23 protein-coding genes are annotated in these 20827 nt (G+C 65.6%); 14 read left to right on the top strand and 9 right to left on the bottom strand.

Annotated elements, in window-relative coordinates:
• Nucleotides 1-124: 124 nt before the first annotated feature.
• From bioB to bioD, 4 genes are read left to right on the top strand one after another with little or no spacing between them, the layout of a single operon-like run.
• Nucleotides 125-1150 carry a biotin synthase BioB gene (bioB, locus tag BMZ48_RS10420; RefSeq protein ID WP_091534828.1) on the top strand — a complete coding sequence of 342 codons (1026 nt, stop codon included), beginning with the start codon at nt 125-127 and terminating at the stop codon, nt 1148-1150.
• Entirely contained in the window at nt 1147-2349 is a 1203-nt protein-coding gene (gene bioF / locus BMZ48_RS10415) for an 8-amino-7-oxononanoate synthase (protein ID WP_091534825.1), read from the top strand. The genes bioB and bioF overlap by 4 nt, the downstream gene beginning before the upstream one ends.
• Nucleotides 2346-2576 (top strand): CBU_0592 family membrane protein, encoded by a 231-nt coding sequence (locus BMZ48_RS10410; protein ID WP_091534821.1) that lies wholly within the window; start codon nt 2346-2348, stop codon nt 2574-2576. Before bioF ends, BMZ48_RS10410 begins: the two co-directional genes overlap by 4 nt.
• Nucleotides 2573-3238 (top strand): dethiobiotin synthase, encoded by a 666-nt coding sequence (gene bioD, locus BMZ48_RS10405; protein WP_091534819.1) that lies wholly within the window; start codon nt 2573-2575, stop codon nt 3236-3238. Before BMZ48_RS10410 ends, bioD begins: the two co-directional genes overlap by 4 nt.
• An 18-nt stretch (nt 3239-3256) precedes the next feature.
• On the opposite strand, the gene msrA is transcribed toward bioD, so the two are convergent.
• Both msrA and msrB read right to left on the bottom strand, forming a co-directional pair.
• Nucleotides 3257-3856: a peptide-methionine (S)-S-oxide reductase MsrA gene (gene msrA / locus BMZ48_RS10400; RefSeq protein ID WP_091534816.1), complete on the bottom strand. Its 600-nt coding sequence runs from the start codon at nt 3854-3856 to the stop codon at nt 3257-3259.
• A complete protein-coding gene (msrB, locus tag BMZ48_RS10395; RefSeq protein WP_091534949.1) occupies nt 3853-4350 on the bottom strand; it encodes a peptide-methionine (R)-S-oxide reductase MsrB in 498 nt (165 codons plus the stop codon). The genes msrA and msrB overlap by 4 nt, the downstream gene beginning before the upstream one ends.
• Nucleotides 4351-4542: 192 nt before the next feature.
• On the opposite strand from msrB, the gene BMZ48_RS10390 reads away from it, so the two are divergent.
• The 6 genes from BMZ48_RS10390 to BMZ48_RS10370 are packed head-to-tail and all read left to right on the top strand — an operon-like array spanning nt 4543 to nt 9556.
• Nucleotides 4543-5046 (top strand): DUF2244 domain-containing protein, encoded by a 504-nt coding sequence (locus BMZ48_RS10390; RefSeq protein ID WP_159431154.1) that lies wholly within the window; start codon nt 4543-4545, stop codon nt 5044-5046.
• Nucleotides 5046-6284: a cytochrome c oxidase subunit II gene (gene coxB / locus BMZ48_RS10385; RefSeq protein WP_091534810.1), complete on the top strand. Its 1239-nt coding sequence runs from the start codon at nt 5046-5048 to the stop codon at nt 6282-6284. Before BMZ48_RS10390 ends, coxB begins: the two co-directional genes overlap by 1 nt.
• A 38-nt stretch (nt 6285-6322) precedes the next feature.
• Nucleotides 6323-7981, top strand: coding sequence for a cytochrome c oxidase subunit I (gene ctaD, locus BMZ48_RS10380; RefSeq protein WP_091534807.1), 1659 nt, complete (start codon nt 6323-6325; stop codon nt 7979-7981).
• Nucleotides 7982-7994: 13 nt separating this feature from the next.
• Nucleotides 7995-8123, top strand: a complete 129-nt coding sequence (locus tag BMZ48_RS13300) for a hypothetical protein (RefSeq protein ID WP_268762375.1) — start codon at nt 7995-7997, stop codon at nt 8121-8123.
• 32 nt (nt 8124-8155) lie between these two features.
• Complete coding sequence (locus BMZ48_RS10375; RefSeq protein WP_234981610.1) at nt 8156-8665, top strand: cytochrome c oxidase assembly protein; 510 nt, start codon at nt 8156-8158, stop codon at nt 8663-8665.
• Between the two features lie 12 nt (nt 8666-8677).
• On the top strand, nt 8678-9556 hold the full coding sequence (locus tag BMZ48_RS10370; protein WP_091534803.1) for a cytochrome c oxidase subunit 3: 879 nt from the start codon (nt 8678-8680) through the stop codon (nt 9554-9556).
• A gap of 80 nt (nt 9557-9636) precedes the next feature.
• Here BMZ48_RS10370 and BMZ48_RS10365 read toward each other — a convergent pair whose 3' ends face one another.
• Nucleotides 9637-9888: a DUF2909 domain-containing protein gene (locus BMZ48_RS10365; protein WP_091534800.1), complete on the bottom strand. Its 252-nt coding sequence runs from the start codon at nt 9886-9888 to the stop codon at nt 9637-9639.
• Nucleotides 9889-9998: 110 nt separating this feature from the next.
• Here BMZ48_RS10365 and BMZ48_RS10360 point away from each other — a divergent pair, with 110 nt between their 5' ends.
• The 4 genes from BMZ48_RS10360 to cyoE all read left to right on the top strand — a co-directional run bounded on the left by BMZ48_RS10360 (nt 9999) and on the right by cyoE (nt 13408).
• On the top strand, nt 9999-10715 hold the full coding sequence (locus BMZ48_RS10360; protein ID WP_091534796.1) for an SURF1 family protein: 717 nt from the start codon (nt 9999-10001) through the stop codon (nt 10713-10715).
• A complete protein-coding gene (locus tag BMZ48_RS10355) occupies nt 10712-11302 on the top strand; it encodes an SCO family protein (RefSeq protein ID WP_091534793.1) in 591 nt (196 codons plus the stop codon). Before BMZ48_RS10360 ends, BMZ48_RS10355 begins: the two co-directional genes overlap by 4 nt.
• A gap of 122 nt (nt 11303-11424) precedes the next feature.
• A complete protein-coding gene (locus tag BMZ48_RS10350) occupies nt 11425-12495 on the top strand; it encodes a COX15/CtaA family protein (RefSeq protein ID WP_091534790.1) in 1071 nt (356 codons plus the stop codon).
• 1 nt (nt 12496) lies between these two features.
• Nucleotides 12497-13408: a heme o synthase gene (cyoE, locus tag BMZ48_RS10345; RefSeq protein WP_234981609.1), complete on the top strand. Its 912-nt coding sequence runs from the start codon at nt 12497-12499 to the stop codon at nt 13406-13408.
• 65 nt (nt 13409-13473) lie between these two features.
• Here cyoE and rpoH read toward each other — a convergent pair whose 3' ends face one another.
• The 6 genes from rpoH to hemL all read right to left on the bottom strand — a co-directional run bounded on the left by rpoH (nt 13474) and on the right by hemL (nt 20461).
• Nucleotides 13474-14331, bottom strand: a complete 858-nt coding sequence (gene rpoH / locus BMZ48_RS10340) for an RNA polymerase sigma factor RpoH (RefSeq protein WP_091534943.1) — start codon at nt 14329-14331, stop codon at nt 13474-13476.
• A 108-nt stretch (nt 14332-14439) separates the two neighbouring features.
• A complete protein-coding gene (gene ftsX / locus BMZ48_RS10335; protein ID WP_091534787.1) occupies nt 14440-15390 on the bottom strand; it encodes a permease-like cell division protein FtsX in 951 nt (316 codons plus the stop codon).
• The gene (ftsE, locus tag BMZ48_RS10330; RefSeq protein WP_091534784.1) at nt 15377-16093 is read right to left on the bottom strand and encodes a cell division ATP-binding protein FtsE; all 717 of its coding nucleotides are present in this window, start codon (nt 16091-16093) and stop codon (nt 15377-15379) included. The genes ftsX and ftsE overlap by 14 nt, the downstream gene beginning before the upstream one ends.
• A gap of 114 nt (nt 16094-16207) precedes the next feature.
• On the bottom strand, nt 16208-17176 hold the full coding sequence (gene ftsY, locus BMZ48_RS10325) for a signal recognition particle-docking protein FtsY (RefSeq protein WP_436198145.1): 969 nt from the start codon (nt 17174-17176) through the stop codon (nt 16208-16210).
• Nucleotides 17124-19142: a VTT domain-containing protein gene (locus tag BMZ48_RS10320; protein WP_091534779.1), complete on the bottom strand. Its 2019-nt coding sequence runs from the start codon at nt 19140-19142 to the stop codon at nt 17124-17126. Before BMZ48_RS10320 ends, ftsY begins: the two co-directional genes overlap by 53 nt.
• Entirely contained in the window at nt 19139-20461 is a 1323-nt protein-coding gene (gene hemL, locus BMZ48_RS10315; RefSeq protein ID WP_091534940.1) for a glutamate-1-semialdehyde 2,1-aminomutase, read from the bottom strand. The genes BMZ48_RS10320 and hemL overlap by 4 nt, the downstream gene beginning before the upstream one ends.
• Nucleotides 20462-20827 lie beyond the last annotated feature (366 nt).

Here is a 20827-nt window from a genome sequence, read left to right as displayed (position 1 = left end):
ACTCCCAGCCCACGGCTGCCGGGTACGCCGGGGCGGGGTGGGTCGCCGCGGTGATCGACGGTTCAGCACGTTTCCAACCTGGCCGCAACGCCGGCCGTTTCATCGAGCTTGAGGGAGTATCTGGATGTCTTTTGCCGCCGTGCGTCACGACTGGACCCGCGAGGAAGTCGAGGCTTTGTTCCGCCTGCCGTTCAATGACCTGTTGTTCCGCGCGCACGGCGTGCACCGCAGCCACTTTGCGCCCAACCGCGTGCAATTGTCCACCCTGCTGTCGATCAAGACCGGCGCCTGCCCCGAGGACTGCGCGTACTGTCCGCAGTCGGTGCATTACGACGCGGGCTTAAAGCGCGAACCACTGATGGAGGTCGAGGCGGTGGTGGCCGCGGCCCGCGCGGCCAAGGCCAATGGTGCGACGCGCTTTTGCATGGGCGCGGCCTGGCGTTCGCCCAAGGACCGCGATCTCGCGAAGGTCGAGGCCATGGTGCGCGAGGTCAAGCGTCTGGGCATGGAGACCTGCGTGACGCTCGGCATGCTCAGGCCGGAGCAGGCCGAGCGTCTGGCCCAGGCGGGTCTGGATTACTACAACCACAATCTCGATACCTCGCCGGAGTACTACGGCAAGATCATCACCACGCGTACCTATCAAGACCGCCTGGACACGCTCGCGCATGTGCGCGCCGCCGGTATCAAGATCTGTTGTGGTGGCATCGTCGGCATGGGCGAGAGCCCGGCCGACCGCGCCGAGTTACTGCGCCAGCTCGCGATTCTCGATCCGCATCCGGAGAGCGTGCCGATCAATCAGCTCGTGCAGGTCGAAAATACCCCGCTGCATGGGACCGAGGCACTCGATCCGATCGAGTTCGTGCGCACGATCGCCGTCGCCCGCATTCTGATGCCCCGATCGTACGTGCGTCTGTCGGCCGGCCGCACCGCGATGTCCGACGAGCTGCAGGCGCTATGCTTTTTCGCCGGCGCCAACTCGATTTTCTATGGCGACCGGCTGCTGACCACCGAAAACCCGCAGAACGCAAAAGACCGCGCCCTGTTCGCGCGGCTGGGCATTGCGGCCGAGGACGGCGAGTCCGCCGGCGCGCAGGCTCTGCCGCAGCCGCCGCACGGCGAGGGGGAGTGCCGTCAGGCCCTTGCATGAACGCGCTGGCACGGCGGCTCGAGCAGCGGCTCGAACAAATCCGCGCAGCGGATTTGTACCGCGTGCGCCGCATCATCGACGGCGCCCACGGCGTACAGATCCGCGTCGATGGTCGCAGTTGCATCAATTTCTGCAGCAACGACTATCTGGGGCTCGCCGCGGATCCGCGCGTCGCCGCGGCAGCACGGCGTGCGCTCGATGCATCCGGCACCGGCAGCGGCGCCGCGGCTCTGGTATCCGGCTACAACCGCGAACACTGCGCGCTCGAGGAGGCGCTCGCCGCTTTCCTCAGGCGACCGCGCGCTCTGTTGTTCTCGAGCGGCTGGGCCGCGAATCTGGGCGTGCTGCGTGCCCTGCTCGGCAAAAACGATATGCTCATCGCCGATGAGCTCAATCATGCATCGTTGATCGACGGTGGCCGGCTCAGTGGCGCGACTTATGTCCGGGTCGCACATGCCAATGGCGCGGCCTATGCCGCCGCGCTGGCGCGCACGGCTGGGCGGTCGGATACCGATCTCGTGCTCGTGGCCACCGATGGTGTGTTCTCGATGGACGGCGATCTTGCGCCGCTGCCGGAGCTCGTACGCCTCTGCGCCGCGCACGACGCTGTGCTGATGGTCGACGATGCCCACGGCCTGGGCGTGCTCGGCGCCGGCGGGCGCGGCATCGCCGAGCATTGGTCCGCCTTGTGCGGCGAGACGCTGGTGCCACAGATCCAGGTCGCCACCCTCGGCAAGGCGCTCGGCTGCGGTGGGGCTTTCGTCGCCGGCGACGAGGCGCTCATCGAGTATCTGATCCAGCGCGCGCGTAGCTGGGTGTTCTCGACCGCACCGCCTCCGGCGCTCGCTGCCGCGGCGCGTGCGGCCCTGGCCATCGTCGCCAGCGACGAGGGCGCACACCGGCGCGCGCGGCTTCTGGCCAACGTCGAACGTTTCCGCACGGGCTGCCGGCAGTGCGGCATCGCCATGACGGATTCGGCGACGCCGATCCAGCCGCTGATCCTCGGGTCGGAGACGGCGACGCTGGCTTTGTCGCGCCGGCTGTTCGAGGCCGGGTTCTGGGTTGCGGCGATCCGTCCACCGACGGTGCCACCGGGTACCTCGCGGTTGCGGATCACGCTGTCGGCCGCGCATACCGAGGCCCAGATCGATCGCCTGGTCGAGGTCCTCGCCCAAGGAATCGAGGCGCGCGCGGCATGATCCAGCTCGTTTCTCTGTGCGGTGCCGGCCTGATTCTCACTGCCTTTGCGTTGCAGCAGGCCGGGCGCTGGCATCCAACGGATCGCCCCTATCTGCTTGCCAATCTTGTGGGCGCGACCTTGCTCACGGGGGTTGCCGCCCTCGAGCGCCAGTTGGGATTTCTGCTGCTCGAGGCGGTATGGATGGCGGTGAGTCTCTATGGCTTGCTGCGCGGGGGTATGCGATGAGTACAACACTATTTGTCACGGGTACCGATACCGGCGTCGGCAAGACGCGCATCGCCTGCGCCCTGCTGCGGCGCGCGCGGCAGCGCGGGCTGCGCGCCTGCGGCTACAAACCGGTGGCATCGGGTTGTGCGCGTACCGCGCAGGGTTTGCGTAACGAGGATGCGCTCGCGCTGCTCGCCGAATCCGCCCCTGGACTCGACTATGCCCAGGTCAATCCGATTGCACTCGAGGAGCCGATTGCACCGCACATTGCCGCGGCGCGTAGCGGTGTGCGCATCGATCCGCTGTTTTTGTCACGCCAGCATGCGCAACTCGCGCAGCGATACGAGCGTGTCGTCGTCGAAGGCGCCGGCGGCTGGCGTGTGCCGCTCGACGCGGACAGCGGGTTCGATGACTGGGTCGCGGCCAACCGATTCCCGGTGGTGCTCGTCGTCGGTCTGCGTCTGGGCTGTATCAACCATGCCTTGCTCAGCGCCGAATCGATTCTGCGGCGCACGACGCTGGCCGGCTGGGTCGCCAACGTGTTGCCGCCGGAGCAGCCTTACTGGCGGGAAAATGTCGATACCCTGCGCGCACGCTTGCCCGCCCCGCTGTGGGGAGTGGTGCCGATGCATGCGGATGCGGATACCGCGGCCGCGGCGCTCGCCGGGGCGCCCTGGTGAGCGAAAGGTGCGGGGAATCTACCTGCCTGGCCGGTGGGGCCCCCACAATGCGTCGAGCCGGGCATCACGGCCGCAGCCCCAGCGGTAGTAGCGGTAACGCACCGGATTTTTCCGGTGATAGTCCTGGTGCGCCACTTCGGCGACCCAGAAGCGCACCGCCGGCAGGATCGGAGTGACGATCGCCGGGCGATCGGGATAGCGTTGCGCCAGTTCGGCCTTGCTGCGCTCGGCGGCAGCGCGCTGTGCGGCATCGTGGACGAAAATCGCGCTGCGATATTGCGGACCGCGGTCGCAGAACTGGCCATCGGCGTCGTAGGGGTCGATGCTGTGCCAGTAGATCTCGAGCAGGCGCGCGTAGCTGACGACGGCCGGATCGAAGCGGATCTCGACGGCTTCGACATGGCCGGTGCCGCCGGCGGAGACCTCCTCGTAGCTTGGATCATCGACATGACCGCCGGTATAGCCGGACACCACGGCGATCACGCCCGGCACGCGCTCGAAGTCCGCCTCCGTGCACCAGAAACAGCCACCGGCGAAGGTGGCCACCGATGTCGCGGCCTGGGCTGCCGGTCCTGCCATGGCAGCGAGCGCGAGCAGCGTCGCGCGCAGGGTGTTCATCCGCGCAGCTCCGGCAGCTTCTCGCCGAGAGGTACGAAGCGCAGCGCCAGGCCGTTGTTGCAGTAACGCAGGCCGGTCGGCGGTGGCCCGTCGTCGAAGACATGACCTTGGTGGCCGCCGCAGCGGCGGCAGTGATACTCGGTGCGCTCGATCCACAGCCGCCGGTCGGGCCGGGTGCCGACGGCGTTGGGAAGTGTGGCCCAGAAGCTGGGCCAGCCGGTCCCGCTGTCGAACTTGGTTTGCGAGCTGAACAAGGGTTGATGGCAGGCGGCGCAGACGTAGGTGCCGGCGCGTTTCTCGCCGTTGAGCGGGCTGCTGAACGGTGGTTCGGTGTCTTCCTCGAACAGCACACGCCCGGCGGCCTCGCTTAAGTACGGCCGCCAGTACGCCGGCGTGTGTCCCAGGGTGCCGATGGTTTCTTGGGCATGCACACGCAGCATCACCGGTGTGGCGAGGAGGGCGGACAAGGCCTGTAGCAGGGGCCGTCGATGCATGACCATGTCGTTGCGGGGCTCGATGCTTGGACGCCGTCCGTGGCAAGGGAGTTCCGCTGGACTGCCGGATCCGGCCGGATCGGCGTAGCATGTCGGCCGAGCGGCCCGCACACGATTTTTTTCCGCCGACTTATGCACTACAATTCCGCGGCTTCGAAATCCCCTGTCGCAGAGTCCGTCGAGACACGGATCGTGATCAGTCCCAACGCGTCGCTGAGTGCGCGCCAGGCATGGCTGTTCATGGGTCTGAGTGCCGCGCTCGGCCTGGGGATCGCCGCAGTGATGGCCTGGCACGGGCTGTGGCTCGTGCTGCCGTTCACCGGCCTGGAGCTGGCGGCGCTCGGCGCGGCGGTTTACGTGTCGGTGCGCCGCAACGCGGATCGCGAAGTGCTGGTGATCACTCCGCATGTCCTGCGCGTCGAATACGGGCGCGTCGGCTCGGGGGCCACCGCGGTCGTCGAGCTGACACGCGGATTGACCCGTGTGCTGCTCGAGCCCGGAGCGCATCGGCACGATGCGACGCGCCTGGTGTTGAGCTGTGCCGGGCAGCGTGTGCGTATCGCCGCCTGCCTGACGGATGAGGAGCGGGCTGGCCTCGCGGCCCGCCTGAAACAGTTGCTGACGCCTGCCTGGTGCCCGGCACCGGCGGCAGCGGACCTTGGGTCCGCGCACGGGTTGTCTTTTGGAGATCGCTGATGTCGAGACGGGGTTTGCGTGCGAAGTGGCTGGCCGAGCGGGCGGCGGGCGCTGGATTGGGGCTGGCCGCACTGACCGCGCAGGCATATACGGAGACCAGTGGCGGGTACAACGTGCCGGTGGGGGTCACCGAGATCAGCCGCGAGGTCTTCCATCTGCACATGGCGATCTTCTGGGTCTGCGTCGTCATCGGCGTGATCGTCTTCGGAGCGATGATCTACTCGATCATCTTCCATCGCCGCTCCAAGAACCCCAAGCCGGCGGATTTCCACGAATCGACCACCGTCGAGATCATCTGGACGACGATTCCATTCCTGATCCTGATCGCGATCGCGGTCCCGGCCGCGGCGACGCTCATCAAGATGGAGGACACGCGCAACTCCGACATGAGCATCAAGATCACGGGCTATCAGTGGAAGTGGCACTACGACTACCTGGGCGAGAACGTCAGCTTCTTCTCGACGCTGTCGGCCGAATCCAACAAGGCGCGCCAGCTCAACTCCGGCGTCGACGTCAACACGGTGCCCAACTATCTCGTCGACGTCGACAACCCGCTGGTCGTGCCGGTCGGCAAGAAAATCCGCTTCCTGATCACGTCCAACGACGTCATCCACGCCTGGTGGGTGCCGGAAATCGCGGTCAAGAAGGACGCGATCCCGGGCTACGTCAACGAGGTCTGGACCAAGATCGATCAGCCGGGCACCTACCGCGGCGTCTGCGCCGAGCTTTGCGGCCGTGACCATGGCTACATGCCGATCGTGCTCAAGGCCGTGACCGAGGACGAGTACAAGAGCTGGCTCGCGCAGCAGAAGGGCGAGACCGTCGCCGCTGCTCCGGCCGCGACCGCCACCGACGTGCCGGCCGATGCGCCCGCCGCCGCCCCGGCCGCGCCGGCGCAGCAGCTTGCCGCTGCCGAAGCGGCGCCGGCCGCCGCCAAGGCGCTGTCCAAGGACGAGCTGATGAAGCAGGGCGAGGCCGTTTACAAGGCCAATTGCATGGCCTGCCACCAGGCCACCGGCCAGGGCCTGCCGCCGAATTTCCCGTCGCTGATCGGCAGCCCCGTGATCAAAGGCCCGGCCGATGCGCAAATCAAGCAGGTGCTCGTCGGCAAGAACCTGATGCCGCCGTTCAAGCAGCTCTCCGACGCCGACATCGCCGCCGTCGTCACCTATACCCGCAACTCTTGGGGTAACAGCGGCGGCGTCGTCCAGCCGGCCCAGGTCGCCGCCCAGCGCTAAGAGCAGCCTGCTTCAAAGAAGATTTCCGGAGTTCCGCCATGGCTCACCACGACACCCACGCCGATCACGCGCACGACGATCATCACGGTCCCGAGAAGGGGATCATGCGCTGGATCAAGACGACCAATCACAAGGATCTCGGAACGCTGTACCTGTTCTTCGCGTTCACGATGTTCTTCATCGGCGGCCTGATGTCGCTGGTGATCCGCGCCGAGCTGTTCGTGCCCGGACTGCAGTTTGTGCAGCCGGAGTTCTTCAACCAGATGACGACGATGCACGCGCTGGTGATGATCTTCGGTGGCGTCATGCCGGCCTTCGTCGGCCTCGCCAACTGGATGGTGCCGATGATGATCGGCTGCTCCGACCTGGCGCTGCCGCGTGTCAACAACTGGGGCTTCTGGATCCTGCCGTTCGCCTTCGGCCTGCTGCTGTCGACGCTGTTCATGGACGGCGGCGCGCCGGCCGGCGGCTGGACCATGTATCCGCCGCTGGTGCTGCAGACCGGCGAGGCCTTCCCGTTCCTGATCTTCGCCGTGCACCTGATGGGTATCTCGTCGATCACCGGCGCGATCAACGTCGTCGTCACGATCCTGAACATGCGCGCGCCGGGCATGACCCTGCTGAAGATGCCGCTGTTCGTCTGGACCTGGCTGATCACCGCCTACCTGCTGATCGCGGTGATGCCGGTGCTCGCCGGCGCGGTGACGATGCTGCTCACCGACAAGTATTTCGGCACCTCGTTCTTCACGGCATCCGGTGGGGGTGATCCGGTGCTGTTCCAGCACATCTTCTGGTTCTTCGGGCATCCCGAGGTGTACATCATGATCCTGCCGGCGTTCGGCATCGTCAGCACGATCATCCCGACCTTTGCGCGCAAGGCCCTGTTCGGCTACGACTCGATGGTCTATGCCACGGCGTCGATCGCGTTCTTGAGCTTCATCGTCTGGGCACACCACATGTTCACGGTCGGCATGCCGCTGGCCGGCGAGCTGTTCTTCATGTTCGCGACGATGCTGATTGCGGTGCCCACCGGCGTGAAGGTCTTCAACTGGGTCGCGACGATGTGGAAGGGGTCGATGACCTTCGAGACGCCAATGCTGTTCGCGCTCGGCTTCGTCTTCCTGTTCACGATTGGCGGTTTCTCCGGCCTGATGCTTGCCATCACGCCGGTGGACTTCCAGTATCACGACACGTATTTTGTCGTTGCGCACTTCCATTACGTGCTGGTGCCGGGCGCGGTGTTTTCGATCATCGCGGCCGTGTACTACTGGATCCCGAAGTGGACCGGTCGCATGTACAACGAATTCTGGGGCAAGGTCCATTTCTGGCTGTCGGCGATCTTCATCAATCTGACCTTCTTCCCCCAGCACTTCGCGGGCCTGGCCGGGATGCAGCGCCGTGTGCCGGATTACGCGGTGCAGTTCACCGACTGGAACGTGATTTCCTCGATCGGTGCATTCGGTTTCTTCGCCGCACAGTTCATTTTCATCATCAACATCCTGGCCTGCTGCTACGGCTGGTTCGGGCGCAAGCAGGGGCTTCCGGCGCGGGTATGGGAAGGCGCCCACGGTCTGGAGTGGACCGTGCCGAGCCCGGCGCCGTACCACACCTTCGAGGATCCGCCGCAGGTCACCGAGGCGGAGCTGACCGCGGTGCACGACAAGACCGACGCCCTCGATGGGCACAAGCTGGCCTGAGGTCGTCAGGCGCATGGATTCGCCCCGCGTCGATCAAGACCGGCAGCGCAGACGGCGCAACCTGGTGTTGTTTGTGCTGCATCTCGCACTCGCAGCGGCGATTCTGGGCTGGTTCGTCTGGTCGGTGGTGCACAGGCCATGAATTCGAACCCTCGCCGTCATGCGCTGCGATTGGTGCTGGTCACCGCCGGCATGTTCGGCTTCGGTTATGCCTTGGTGCCGTTGTACAACATGCTCTGCGATGCGTTCGGCATCAACGGCAAGGTGGCGACGACCGCAGCCCGCGTCGGCACGGTCGAGGTCGATCGCAGCCGTACCGTGACCGTTGAGTTCGTGACCACGGTCAACGGCGGCCGGCCGTGGAAGTTCCGCGCCGAGCAGGCATCGATCGACGTGCACCCCGGGCAGTTGTATACGGTCAATTTTTACGCGACCAATACTGAAGGGCACGATCTGGTCGCCCAGGCGGTTCCGCAGGTGGCGCCGTGGGACGCCGCCAAACATCTGCGCAAGACCGAGTGCTTTTGTTTCAACAATCAGACGTTCAAGGCGGGCGAGGAGAAGCGCATGCCGGTTGTGTTCATGCTCGATCCCGAGCTGCCGGCCTACGTTGACCGCGTCACGCTGTCGTACACCTTCTTTGACGTGACCGACGTCGCGATGCAGCAGAACCGAGGAACTTAAGGAGCTTGAAAAATGGCGAGCACTGCCGCCCCTCATACGCAACGCTACTACGTACCTGCGCCCAGCGCCTGGCCGTTCGTGCTCACCGTGGGTCTGGTCGCGACCATCATCGGTGTCGGCGCTTATCTCGAAGGCGCGCACATCGGTCCGCTGCCGATCTGGATCGGCGTCGCCCTTTCGATCTACATCATCTTCCGCTGGTTCCGTGGCATCGCCCGTGAAAGCGAGGGCGGGCTCTACAGCGCACAGGTGGATCGCACCTACCGCTGGGGGATGTCCTGGTTCATTTTCTCCGAGGTGATGTTCTTCGGGGCCTTCTTCGGCGCACTGTTTTACGCGCGCAGCCTGTCGCTGCCGTGGCTGGGGGGCGAGGGCTCCAAGCTCGCGACCCATCTGACGCTATGGCCCGGCTTCGAGGCAGTGTGGCCGTCCAACGGTCCGGCCAATCTGGGGGGGGAGTTCGAGACGATCCCGGCGTTTGGCGTGCCGCTGCTCAACACGATCATCCTGCTCACCTCTGGATTCACGATTACGATGGCGCATCACGCGCTCAAGGAGAACAAGCGTCTGGCTTGCATTCTGTGGATGTGGGCGACGGTGGCCTTGGGCGTCTCCTTCCTCTTCCTCCAGGCGGAGGAGTACATCCATGCGTATACCGAGCTGAACCTGACGCTGCATTCGGGAATCTACGGTTCGACTTTCTTCATGTTGACCGGCTTTCACGGTATGCACGTGACGCTGGGGACGATCATGCTGATCGTCATCACGCTGCGCCTGATGGCCGGGCATTTCAAGCCCGATGCCCATTTCGGGTTCGAGGGCGTGGCCTGGTACTGGCACTTCGTCGATGTCGTCTGGATCGGCTTGTTTATCGTCGTCTATTGGCTGTAGAAGGTCTGCTCGCTGACCGGCACCCTGGGCCGTGGCAGCAGGCTGAAGAGCGAGGGGCGGCACCAGCCGCCCTTTGGCTTTTACGGCGCCGGGGACGGCGCAGGCGATGACGTCGGCGGCGGTGTTCGGACCAGGCCGTGCGGCTGTATCCAGCCTTCGCGCCAGGCGAGCACGACGAAAACCAGCAATGTGATCGACAGGGCGACGCGGATTTTAAGGCCGGTGAGTGTGCGCCGCTGGTCGCTGCGGTCGCGCACCAGGAAAACCATGCTCGTCAGCAGCGAGGTCACGATGGCGAGCAACAGCCCGATGATGATGGCTTTTACGAGCACGTCCGCGTTACAGGCAGAGCAAATGCGGGCATCATATGCCAAATCGATGGCGGCGGTGCGGCGCTCGATTGCCGACGGCCGCGGCCAGAGGGTGATGAAGGGGACGAGCGATGGGGCAAAAAATCTTTCGGCCACGGTGGTGGGCTGTGATCCTCGTGCTGGTCTTGGGCGGGACGATGGTGGGGCTCGGCATCTGGCAGATCCAGCGTGGGTTCGAAAAGGCGGAGCTGCTTGCGCGTTACCGTGCGGCCGATAGCCAGACGCCGCGCGAACTGACAGCCGGCGGCTGGGCGGAAGCGGGCGTGATCGAACGCGCCCTGGCGCGCGGCCACTTCGACGCCGACCGGCAATTGCTGCTCGACAACCAGAGCCACGATCACATTCCGGGGTATCGTGTGTGGACGCCGTTGATCTTGGTGCATGGGGGTATCGTCGTCGTCGATCGCGGCTGGATTCCGGCCGGTGGTGACCGCAGCCAGCTGCCCGCCTTGCCCGTGCCGCAGGGGGAGGTCACGGTCAAGGGTTACTGGCGGGCGCCGCCCGAACCGGGTCTGCGGGTGCAGACCGATAACTGCGCCGGCGGTCCGTGGCCGCGGATCGTGCAGTATCCGACCGTCGATGATCTGCGCTGCATCTACGGCGAGTCGACCGCAAGCGGCATCCTGCTGATGGACGCTGATCTGCCGGGCGGTTTCGTGCGTGACTGGACGGGTACGCCCGAGCTGTCGCCGAATAAGCACTATGCCTACGCCGCCCAGTGGTTTGCCTTTACCCTCGTGCTGCTGGTGATTTTCGTCAAATTCAGCTTTCGTCCCCGACCGACATGACCGATGTGCTGCGTCGTGGCCGGCTGCAGTTGCTGCTGCTGGCCGTGCTGTTTTTCGCCCCGCTGCTGGCGGCGGTGCTGCTGTATTTCGTTTTTCCGCAGTGGCAGCCGCAGACATATACGAATTACGGGGAGCTTATCGTCCCGGCGCGGATGCTGCCGGCAGCGCCCCTGCTCGACGCAGACGGCGCGGATGCCGGCGGTACTGCGCTGCACGGCAAGTGGAGTTTCATCTACCTCGGCGCCGAGAACTGCGATGCGCAGTGCGCCGATAAGCTTTATCAGATCCGCCAGATTCGCACCCTGCTTAACGAAAAACGCATGCGCGTGCAGCGGGTTTACATCGCGCCGGATGGCGCGGCCCTGGAGCGGGCCAGGGCCGTGCTCGCGCCGGAGCATCCGGACCTGCGGTACTACGCCGATACGCCGGCGCAGGATTACCGGCGGTTTTTCGGTGGACATGATCCCCAGGCGCTGTATCTGGTCGACCCCCTTGGCAACTGGCTGATGGTGTATCCGGGGAATGCCGAGTCCAAGGGCATTTTGCGCGATATCAAGCGCCTGTTGCGCTTCTCGCAGATCGGCTGAACCACGGCGCAACGGTTGCGCCGACGCCGCGGACTACGCCTTGCTGGGCTAAAATGAACGCTTGCGGAGACGGGTCATGGACCGTCTCCGCTTTTCTTGTCCGCCGCGCGATCTTCCTAGCGATGCTCTGGTTCCGCCGTATCAATCTGCTGACGCTGGCCTTGTGTTTTTGCGTCGTCGTTTTTGGCGCATACGTGCGTCTTTCCGATGCCGGTCTCGGCTGTCCGGACTGGCCCGGTTGTTATGGGCATCTGACGGTGCCGGATACCGAGCATGAGATCGCCAAGGCGGAGGCGCGATTCCCGCAGCGCCCGGTCGAGGCACCCAAGGCGTGGAAGGAGATGATCCACCGCTACCTCGCATCGTCGCTGGGCGTGCTGATCATCGCCCTGGCGCTGATGTCGCGGCGCTTGCGCGAGGCCGGCGCGCCGCGCGTATTGCCTTGGGTGCTGGTGGCGCTGGTAGTGTTCCAGGGCATACTCGGGATGTGGACCGTGACCTGGCAGCTCAAGCCGCTCGTGGTCACGGCGCATCTGCTCGGCGGCATGACGACGCTGGCCCTGCTGTTGTGGCTGTATCTGTCGTCGCGCCCATCGGCGCCGGTTCACGTCTCGCGTGAGTATCGCAGCGAACGGCATCTGGCCGTCGAGCTGCAGCGGGGGGGCAACGGCGTTTGCGCGGCGCATGCGGTCGATCGGGCGCCGCGGTGGCTGCGCGGATTCGCCGCAGTTGCGCTGATCGCCGTCATCGTCCAGATCTTTCTCGGCGGCTGGACCAGCACCAACTACGCCGCGCTCGCCTGTCCCGATTTTCCGACCTGTCATGGCTCATTCTGGCCGCCAACCGATGTCAAGACCGCCTTTACCCTGTGGCACGGTCTGGGCATCAATTACGAGTACGGCATCCTCGATGCCCGCGCGCGGGTCACGATCCATCATTTCCACCGTGTCGGCGCGCTGGTGGTGACCGTGTTGCTCACCGGACTGGGTTTGTGCCTGCTGCGCGCGCAGCAGGGCCGCTGGCGGAGTTTTGGGATTGCCGTCATCGCGGCGCTGGGCCTGCAGGTCGCGATCGGAATCAGTGTCGTTGTGTTCCAGTTCCCGCTACTGGTCGCCGCCGCCCACAATGCCGGCGCGGCGTTACTATTGGCCACATTGGTGGTACTCAACCACGCGGTCTGGAGGCGCACCTGAGATGGCGGTCGTCGCGGAGGGTCTGCGCACGATGGGTCTGCGCATGCGGGCGCAGGAGTACTACGAGCTGTGCAAGCCGCGGGTGGTCATGCTGATCGTGTTCACGGCCGTCGTCGGCATGTTTCTGGCCGTGCCGGGGCTGCCGCCGCTGTCCGCGCTGGTCTGGGGCACGCTCGGCATCGCGCTGCAGGCGGCCTCGGCCGCTGCGGTCAACCAGATCATCGACCGCAACATCGATGCGCGGATGGCGCGCACCTGTGGGCGTCCGCTGGTCACTGGTCGGCTGACGATGACGGAGTCCATCGCGTTCGCCACGGTCATCGGCCTGGCGGGCTTTGCGATTCTGTGGTTTCTGGTCAATCCGCTGACCGCGGTGCTGACGCAGCTGACGCTGATCGGCTATGCCGGGGTTTACACCCTATATCTCAAACGGGCGACGCCGCAGAACATCGTCATCGGCGGCGCCGCCGGTGCTGCGCCGCCGGTGCTGGGCTGGGCGGCAGCAACCGGTGAGGTACACGCCCATGCGCTGGTTTTGTTCGCAATCATTTTCGTCTGGACTCCGCCGCATTTCTGGGCCCTGGCCATCGACCGCTGCGACGACTACGCCAAGGCTGACATCCCGATGTTGCCGGTGACCCACGGCATCGAGTTCACCCGCACCCAGGTGCTGCTGTACACGATTCTGCTGGTGGCGGTGACCTTACTGCCGTTTGCCACCGGGATGTCGGGCTGGCTGTATCTGGTGGGTGCGCTGGTGCTCGGCGGCATTTTCCTGGGCTATGCCGTGCGCCTGAAATGGCGCCCCGTTCCGGGTTTGCCGATGCGTACGTTCGGTTACTCGATCGTCTATCTGATGGGGATTTTTACGCTGCTGCTCGTCGATCACTACGTGGTCGTTGGTCTGCTCTGATACGCGCAGCGCATAGCCGATCTTGGCCTTCCCTGGCCCGAGCATTTGCAGAAAAAATCAGGCGCTCAGCCCTCGATCGCCTTGCGCAGTTTTTTCATTGCCGCGGCTTCGATCTGGCGGATGCGCTCTGCAGACACCCCGTACTCGTCGGCGAGTTCCTGCAGCCCGGCTTTCTCGCCTTCGGTGAGCCAGCGGCGCTGGACGATGTCGCGCGCACGGGGATCGAGCGTGGCCAGCGCCGTGCGCATACGCGCCTCGCGCTCTGCCTGCCATTCGGCGTCCTCGATCTCGGCGATCGCGTCGTGGCTGTCGGCGAGATAGTCCTCGGGGACATAGCCGTCCTCGCCGTCGGTGGGAAGTGCACTGAAGGACACGTCGCCGCCGCCCAGACGGGCTTCCATTTGCAGGACTTCTTCGGGCTTGACCTTGAGATCGGCCGCGATGGCCTCGGCCTGCTCCTGGTTGAGCCAGCCCAGTTCGCGTTTGGCGGAGCGCAGGTTGAAGAACAGCTTGCGCTGGGCCTTGGTCGTCGCAATCTTGACGATGCGCCAGTTCCTGAGGATGAACTCGTGGATCTCGGCCTTGATCCAGTGTACGGCGAAGGAAATCAGGCGCACCCCGATCGCTGGATCGAAGCGCTTGACCGCCTTCATCAGCCCGATGTTGCCCTCCTGAATCAGATCGGCCAGCGGCAGACCATAGCCGAGATAGCTACGGGCAATATGGACGACATGGCGCAGGTTGGACAGCACGAGCTGCTGCGCGGCGGCGAGATCGTTCTCGTCGCGCAGCTTTTCTGCCAGGTGCTTTTCGGTATCGGCGTCCAGCGCCGGAATCTGGTTGACGTATGCGATGTACGCATCAAGGCTGCCGGCAACCGGAACCAGCGCCGTCGGTTGGCGCAGCGTCAGAGCGGTGGTCATCGGTTGTTCTCCCATGCGGCTGATGTTAGCACTCGCACGCATTGAGTGCTAATCCCGCAAAAAGTTCGGAATTCATTTCCAACTATATGATTTATAAAGATATCATCACTAGCGGGGCTCGATCTGGGCGAGGCGGTGGGTGACGGTGGCAAAAGCGCCGGACCAGCCGAGGACGATTCCGGCGGCGACCAGTGCCAGCCCATCGCTCAGGCTCAGGCCGGCGATCCGGTAGGTGCTGTCGTACAGCGCCGCGAGCTGGGCGGTCGGGGCGTCGAGCAGATGTGTGGCCAGGGCCACCAGACCCCAGGCCAGCAGCCCACCCCCGAGTCCGAACCAGACCCCGCTGTAGAGGAAGGGTCGGCGCACGAAACTGTGCGGCGCGCCGATCAGCTTCATGACCTCGATTTCTTCGCGGCGCGCCTCGATGTCGAGGCGGATGGTATTGCCGATGATGACCATGACCGCGAGCCCGAGCAGCAGCGCGATGATTCCGACGGCGTGCTCGGCGATCGACAGCACGGCATACAGTCGCTCCAGCCACTGTTGGTCGAGCTTGGCGAGATCGACCTCGGGCCGCTGCGACAGCCGGGCGAGCAGGCTGCGCACCTCGGCCTTGGTCTGGCCGCGCGCCGGTGTGACAGCGATCACCGGCGGCAGCGGGTTGTCCTTGAGCAGGTCCAATGCCTCACCGAAACCGGACAGCTCGCGGAATTCCGCCAACGCTTGTTCACGGGAGATGTAGGTGGCGCGGGCGACGCCGGTTTCGGCGCCGATCTCGCGGGCCAGGGCCTTGCCGCGCTCGTCGCTGACGCTGTCCTTGAGAAACAGCGAGATCTGCAGCGATTCCTGCCAGGAATACCCAACCGTCGATAGATTGCGTACGGCGACAAACAGGCCGGCTGGCAGCGCCAGGGCGATGCCGATGACCAGCGCGGTCAAGGCCGCGGCCATGGGCGCCCGTGCGAGCTTGCCGAGCGAGAAGAACAAGACGCGCAGATGTTCCTGCGTCCAGCGCGCAAGCCAGTTGGGGCGCTCAAGACCGGCTTCAGCGATGGCCATGGCTGGCTGCCTCTTTCAACTTCGATGCCGCAAGCGGATGCTTGTCGGTGATGCGCCCCTGTTCGAGATGAATGATGCGGCGGGGCACGGCTTCGATCAGATCGATCGCATGGGTGGCGACGAGCACGGTCACGCCGACTTCATTGAACCGTGCAAAGCCGCGCATCACCTCCAGTGCCATTTCCGGATCGAGATTGCCAGTGGGTTCGTCGGCCAGAATCAGCGCCGGCTTGGTGACGATTGCGCGCGCGATGCCGACGCGTTGTTGCTCACCCCCAGAGAGGGTCAGCGGTAGCACTTTTTCCTTGCCGAGCAGGCCGACTGCATCCAGCGCCGCGCGCACACGCCGGCCGATGTCGGCATGGGCATAGCCGCGGATCACCAGCGGCAATGCGACGTTGTCGAACACCGTGCGGTCGTAGAGCAGGTTGAAGTTCTGGAAGACCAGACCCAACCGCTGCCGGAAAGCGGGTACATGTCGGGGTTTGAGGGTGGACAGATTCTGCCCCATGACCACGATCTGGCCGCGGGTGGCCCGGCACAGCGCCGCGATCAGGCGCAGCACAGTGGTTTTGCCGGCGCCGCTGGGGCCGGTGATATAAGCCATCTCGCCCTGGGCGATGGCAAAGCTCACGTCGGCGAGCACGTCCTGCCCACCCGGATAGCGATAGCTGACACGATCGAAGCGGATGAGATCGGTCATGCGCGCAGGCTGCAGGACAGGCGGAGCGAAATCCGGTATCGACGGACCGTGGCGGCAGCCACGTCTCCGTGGACGGCCGATGTTGCACGAATGGGCGTTACCTCTCGCACGGCGTCATTCCCCGATCAACGCATCTGCGAACGCCTCGGCGTCGAAGGGTTGTAAATCATCAACCGCCTCGCCGATGCCGATGAAGCGCACCGGCAGGGCCATGCGGCGCGCGATCGCGAGCAGGATACCGCCCTTGGCCGTGCCGTCCAACTTGGTGAGGGTGATGCCGGTCAAGCCGATCGCCTCGTGAAACTGCAGGGCTTGCATCAGCGCATTGCCGCCGGTGGTGGCATCGACGACGAGCATCACCTCGTGGGGCGCATAGGAGTCGTGCTTTTGCACGACGCGCTTGATCTTGCGCAGCTCCTCCATCAAGTGCGCCTGGGTATGCAGCCGTCCGGCGGTGTCGGCGATGACCACGTCGATACCGCGCGCCTTGGCCGACTGGACTGCATCGTAGATCACGCTCGCCGCATCGGCGCCTTCTCCCTGCGCCAGGATCGGGACACCGGCGCGCTCGGACCAGGCGCGCAGCTGTTCGGTCGCGGCGGCGCGAAAGGTGTCGCCGGCGGCCAGCAACACGCTCTTGCCATCGCGTTTGAGGCGCAGCGCGAGCTTGCCGATCGTCGTGGTCTTGCCGACGCCATTGACGCCGACCACGAACAAGATGTACGGACGGATGAAATCGGGGATACGCAACGGCTGGGCCACCGGGGCCAGCAGTTCCACCAGGGCCCGCCGCAACGCGGCGCGCAGTTGCGCCGGCGTGCGCACCCGACCGGCGCTGGCTTCGCTGCGCAGGCGCTGCATCAGCCATTCGGTTGCTTCCACGCCGGCATCGGCCGTCAGCAAGCGTGTTTCGAGTTCATCGAAGGCGGAATCGTTCAGACGCTCGTTGCTGAAGAACGTGGCGATATCGCGCGTGAGCCAGGAATCACCTTTGTTCAGGCGCGCGCGCAGTCTGCTGATGAAGCCGCTGTCAGTCATGGGTTGGGGTCTGGAGCCGACCGGGAGGGGCCGCCGCGGTCGCATCGGAAGTATCGGCGAAGGATAACAGCCAGACGTTCGGGCGCGGCGCGATCTGCAGGCCGGCGACGTCGGCCAGCGCCACAGCCGGATCCACCGCAAGCAAAGTCGTGGCCGGATAGCGCAGCACGCGGTACATCGTGCGCGCCTGGATGCGTGTGATCGTACCCAGCCAGATCGGGCGGCCGTCGTCGAGTGCGAGCGTCGATGGCCATAACCGGATCAGCTCGGCCTGTTCCTCATCGACGATACGGCGCAGGCTCAGCACGGGATGATGGCCGGCATGGACTTGCGGCAGGATCGGCAGTTCTGCGATCGGCAGAGAACGGCCGAGCCAGCGCAGGGCCGCACTGCCGGACAGTGGGGGCGGCGGTTCCCAACCGGTGGCTGCGAGGGCGGCTTTGATGTGCGTAAGATCGGCGGCCCATTGCAGGGTGAGTGCCTGCTGGTTGCGGCCGGCAATGTCGATGCGATGCCGCGGCAGCTCTTGCCAGGCCGTTGCCATCCACTCGGCGGCACCGACCCGATGCACGGTCAGCGGTGGGTTCGGCGCAACGGCATGGGGCGTCGCCCACGCAAAGGCGACGCTGGCGATGAAAGCGATCAGACTCGGCGCAAGCACCCGACGCACCGGCAGCCGCTGCGGCTGATGGCGGCGGTAACCGAGCCCCAGCATGGCCGACCACACGGCGCCGACCAGGACCGAGAACAAAGCAATGCTGGCCCATTGGGTGCCGGTATAAAGGCGTGCGAGCACGACCAGCAGGATGATGCTCATCGCACTGGCGTAGAGCAGCCGGCGCAGCAGTGCGCTACGGCCGGTGGCCAGCAAGACCGGCAGAAACGAATAAATCACCGTGACCAGCACCAGGTCGCGTGTGTGCTGCGCGGACGGCGCCGGCGTGCCGAAATACACGTGGGGTGGCGGCAGTGTGGGTACGGCATGCAATCCGACCGACAGCGCGGCGCCAAAACAGATCGCCGCGGCCCAGTGCGCGGCGGCCCGCTTCTGGCGCAGGCCGAGGAGGCCGGCGAAGGTCACCAGCGCGACTGGACCATAGACGATCCACTGCCCGATCTGGTCGAGCCGTTGTGCCAGCGCCCATCCCCACGGGCTGTGCAGATCGCGCATCGACTGGAACACTGCGGCGTCGAAGGCCCACGGGTAGGTATGCAGCGCCGTGCCGGCCCACAGCCAGAGTCCGATGCCGCTGATCAGCAGCAGCAGGACGGCCAGCAGGGCCAGCGCCGGGGTTTCCGGCTGCGCCGGATCGGCGAGTGCAGGTCCGAATTTGCCGAGCCGGCGGTGCCGCTGGCTCCAGTCCAGCCATGCACCGATCCAGGCGCTGGCGTGGCGCTGTGCCGCACGGCCGATCAGCAGCGTGATCCAGACCGTGAGAATCAGGGCGATGATGACACCGAGCAGCAGCAACGCCAGGCGCCCGGCGACCTCCGCGGCGAGACCGAGCGAGGCCCCGAAAGCAACGCCAGGCAGGACGAAGGCGAACGCCCATGCGGTTGCCGAGCCGATGTCGGCCAGCAGGAAGGCCGGGGTGCGCAGACCGGAGGCGCCGGCCAGCGCCGGTACGATGGCGCGCATCGGACCGAGAAAGCGCGCCAGGGCGACACTCCAGGCGCCATGGCGCTGAAAGAAACGGCGGCCGTTGAGCACCAGTTCCGGGTGGCGGCGCAGCGGTCGCCAGGCGAAGAGGCGCTCGCCGTAGCGACGGCCGAGCCAGAAGGAAAACACATCGCCGGCGATCGCGCCCAGCGCCGCGGCCAGAATCGCCTCCCACAACTCCAACGAGCCGAGTGCGACGAGCGCGCCGGCCGCGAACAGGGCAACGCCGGCGGGGACGAAGGCCCCGATCAGGAAAACCGAATCGAGCAGTGCGGCGAGCAGCAACAACAGCAGCGCCCAGTGCGGGTGCAGGTGGATCCACGCCAGGGATTGCTGCAGCGCTGCGATCATGCCGCGCAGGCCAGTGCGGCAAAGGCTGCGTCGGCGGCCTCCAGCGTGCGCCGGATTTCATCTGCGCCATGCGCGGCCGAGACGAAGCCGGCCTCGTATGCCGACGGCGCCAGATAGATGCCGCGTTCGAGCATCGCATGAAAGAAGCGTTTGAAGGCGTTGGCGTCGCAGGCCATGACCTCGGTGAAGCGGCGCGGCGGCTCGCCGTCGGTGAAGTACAGCCCGAACATGCTGCCGGCCTGGGTCGTCGCCAGTGGCACGCCGGCGCGTGCGGCCGCGCGGCGCAAGCCGGCGAGCAGCTCGGCGGTGGTCTGCTCAAGGCGCGCGTACAGCGCCTCGTCGTCGAGCTGGCGCAGCACGGCGAGTCCTGCGGCCATCGCCAGCGGATTGCCCGACAAGGTGCCGGCCTGGTAAACCGGGCCCGTCGGAGCGAGCTGCGACATGATTGCGCGACGGCCGCCGAAAGCTCCTACCGGCAAGCCGCCGCCGATGATTTTCCCCAACGTGGTCAGATCCGGTGTCACGCCATAGCGCCCGGAGGCACCGCGTGGGCCGACGCGAAAGCCGGTCATGACCTCATCGAAGATCAGCACCGCGCCATATCGATCGCACAACTGGCGTAGACCTTCGAGAAAGCCCGGCGCCGGCAAGACGCAGTTCATGTTGCCGGCCACCGGCTCGACGATGACTGCGGCGATGCCCTGCGGGTGCGCCTCGAACAAACGCTGCACCGAGTCGAGATCGTTGTACTGGGCGATCAGCGTGTGCCGGGCCATGTCCGCCGGCACGCCCGGCGACGTCGGGACTCCGAACGTCAGCAAGCCCGAACCGGCCTTGACCAGCAGCGCGTCACCATGGCCGTGGTAGCAGCCCTCGAACTTGATGATGCCGTCGCGTCCAGTATGACCACGTGCCAGGCGCAGCGCGGACATCGTTGCCTCGGTTCCGCTGTTGCACATGCGCACCATCTCCATCCCCGGCACGCGTGCGCACAACAGCTCGGCCATCTCGACCTCGAGTTCGGTCGGCGCGCCATAGGACACACCGATTTGCGCCTGCGCCTGGATTGCCGCGACCACCGCTGGGTGCCCGTGGCCGAGAATCATCGGGCCCCAGGAGCCGACGTAGTCGATATACCGCCGCCCGTCGGCGTCGGTGAGCCAGGCACCGCTCGCCGCAGCGATGAAACGCGGGGTGCCACCGACCGCGCGAAACGCGCGTACGGGCGAGTTGACGCCGCCCGGAATCGCGTTCTGCGCGCGTGCGAACAAGGCTTCGGAGCGTGTGTTCTTTGGGGGCTTGGTTGGAGGCGGCGTCAACACAGGGCTTTTGTTTGCGGACGCGCAAGCGCGTCCGTGGGCCGCCCGGAATCGCGTTCTGCGCGCGTGCGAACAAGGCTTCGGAGCGTGTGTTCATTGGCGGGCTCGGTGGGAGGCGGCGTCAACACAGGGCTTTTGTTTGCGGACGCGCAAGCGCGTCCGTGGGCCGCCCGGAATCGCGTTCTGCGCGCGTGCGAACAAGGCTTCGGAGCGTGTGTTCATTGGCGGACTCGGTGGGAGGCGGCGTCAACACAGGGCTTTTGTTTGCGCACGCGCACGTGCGCGTGGCGTGGTCGGACTGCGGTGGTGGGGGCAGGGTGAGAGCGTACGGATCGGTTCATGACGCCGCATCGGAGCACAAGGCCG

This window comes from Fontimonas thermophila, assembly GCF_900113085.1.
In the GTDB taxonomy this organism is placed as follows: domain Bacteria; phylum Pseudomonadota; class Gammaproteobacteria; order Nevskiales; family Nevskiaceae; genus Solimonas; species Solimonas thermophila.
The sequence above is the reverse complement of the archived record's forward strand: the minus strand, read 5'-3'. Positions and strand labels throughout refer to the sequence as shown.